Here is a 2,208-nt window from a genome sequence, read left to right as displayed (position 1 = left end):
GGATTGAATTCTTCAGACTTTCGATCAGTCTTGCAAAACTCGGGTCCGTTTCCATTTCCTTCTTGACGCTCTTGATGGCGTGGACGACTGTGGAATGGTCCTTGCCGCCAAAGCGGGAGCCGATACTCTGTAAGCTGATGGGGGAGCATTCACGCATCAGGTACATGGCGACCTGGCGCGCCTTTGAAATTTCCTTGGTGCCACGACCCGATTCGGTGAGCTTGGCTTCGGGCACTTCGTAGTGCTTCGAAACGGTGTGGAGAACGGCGTCGAGGCTTACGCGGCGGCGAAGCGTCGGAGCGATTTCGGCGACCACCTTCTGGGCGATGCTCATGTCTATATCATGGCGCATCAGGCTCGACTGCAACGTGAGCTTGATGATGGCACTTTCGAGGCAGCGCACATTGCTTGCGATGTTTTCGGCAAGGTAGTGTAGCACTTCGTCGCTGATTTCGAGCTGGCGTTCTTCCGCCTTCTTATGCAGGATTGCTTCGCGGGTTTCGACATCGGGCGGCTGAATGTCCACGGTGAGGCCCCAGGCGAAGCGGCTCACGAGGCGGTCGGAAAGATTTTTCACTTCGGCGGCGGGAGCATCGGAGGTAAGCACGATCTGCTTGCCTGCCTGGTGCAGCGCGTTGAAGATCAAGAAGAATTCGTTCTGCGTCTCGTATTTGCCGGTCCAGTTCTGGATGTCGTCAATCAGCAGAATGTCGACTTCGTTCTTGTAGAAATCGGACATCTCGGTGATGCGTTGTTCGCGCAGGCACTTGAGGTACTGCTGCGTAAAGTCTTCCGATGTCAGGTAGCAGACGCGCTTGGTCGGATCTTCTTCTAGGATGTAGTTTCCGATGGCCTGCAGAAGGTGTGTCTTGCCAAGGCCCGAAGAACCGTAGATGAACAGCGGGTTGTATTGCGTGCCGTCCGGATTGCGTGCTACGGCAAGGGCTGCGTTGAATGCGAGGAGCGCCTTGTCACCGGGCACGAAGTTTTCGAAGCGGAACGAACCGGACAGGGGGATGCTCGGCTTCAGGAAATCCTTGAAGTTGTTGTTGGTCGGAGCCGCCTGAACAACGGCTTCCTGTTGCTGAAATTCGAAATCCATCGCCGATTCGTCGTGGGTGACTTCTTTCCAGGCGAGGCGGATGAGTTCCTTGTAGGCGGAATAGACTGCAGTATCCAGTCCGGGAGGAACGGAAATGACGGCGTGCCCTGTGGTAAGACTAGAGAGCTTGGTCTGTGCAAAGTAAGTCTTATAGACCGTGTCCGAAAGCATTCCACGGAGATAATTCAAACATCTTTCCCATTCGGCTTGCATTACTCATCCTCTTCCACTAAAAGTGGTTGCAAAATCTATCAACAATTGGAACACTAAATCTAGCAAAATGCAGAAAGTGTTGATAAGTTTTTGGCGGCAATAAGGGGAAAATGCCCCGTTTTTATGCCTGATAGGTTTCATAAGTTGTTGAATATTAACGAGATAGAAGTTTGTCAGGTTGAACGGCGCCCTGCAGTTCGACTTTATAATCTTATCCACAATGGATATTTGTTTAGTACAAATTAACCGCCTGTTTGGGGAGCAGATTGCCTTTTTTTGCAAAAAAAAAGCGTGTTTTTTTCTACATTTGGGCTGATATGCAGATTCTTGAATCTTTGGATTACTGGTTTTGGATTCCCGTTTTGTTTTGGGTTGGGCTCTATTTTTGGTTTTACCGTGTCACCTACCCGCGCTACATGAAAAAATTGGTGCGAAAGGGCATCAAGTGGGCATTTGTCCCCGCCTGGCGTAGCTACTGGGCTCCGCTTGATTTTTTGTTCACGTTTTTTATGGCTTTGGTATCTGCACTTCCTGCTATCTGGATTTTGTTCAAGTGGCTGGACTATCCGTGGTATTATGGCTTTGCCGTCTCTCCCTTATTTTTTGCATTGGGTGCGATCTTTTGCCGTTCTGCAAAAAAGAAAACGGCGGCGCTTTACCAGTCCGCCTATTTCTTGGAGTACCGTAGGGTGCGCTACGAAACTGAGAGCAAGGGAAACTTCCGAAACGAGGTGGATGTCCATAACCACACCATTTGGAGCTTTACCAAGAAGTTGAAGAACGCGGAGGCGCACGGTCGCCTTTGGAAATATGTGAACGCGATGGCGAAGACGAAAAAGATCCCGCGCGATATTTATGCGGAGACGATGTACTAGATGTCAAATATCCTCGAT

General features: G+C 50.4%; 2 protein-coding genes. One reads left to right on the top strand and one right to left on the bottom strand.

Annotated features, from left to right (window positions below):
* Positions 1-1,291: chromosomal replication initiator protein DnaA (gene dnaA, locus Q0628_RS11320; RefSeq protein ID WP_298771081.1), on the bottom strand; the 1,291-nt coding region annotated here is incomplete at its 3' end.
* Positions 1,292-1,632: 341 nt separating this feature from the next.
* Here dnaA and Q0628_RS11315 point away from each other — a divergent pair.
* Entirely contained in the window at positions 1,633-2,190 is a 558-nt protein-coding gene (locus Q0628_RS11315; protein WP_298771079.1) for a hypothetical protein, read from the top strand.
* Positions 2,191-2,208: the final 18 nt, after the last annotated feature.

Origin of the sequence: uncultured Fibrobacter sp., from assembly GCF_937877005.1 — a bacterium.
GTDB lineage: Bacteria > Fibrobacterota > Fibrobacteria > Fibrobacterales > Fibrobacteraceae > Fibrobacter.
This window is presented reverse-complemented; position numbering and strand designations above follow the sequence as displayed.

Bases quoted from the DNA above. Each gene is read 5' to 3' on its own strand.
- Q0628_RS11315 (WP_298771079.1), top strand. From the start codon at position 1,633: ATGCAGATTCTTGAATCTTTGGATTACTGGTTTTGGATTCCCGTTTTG.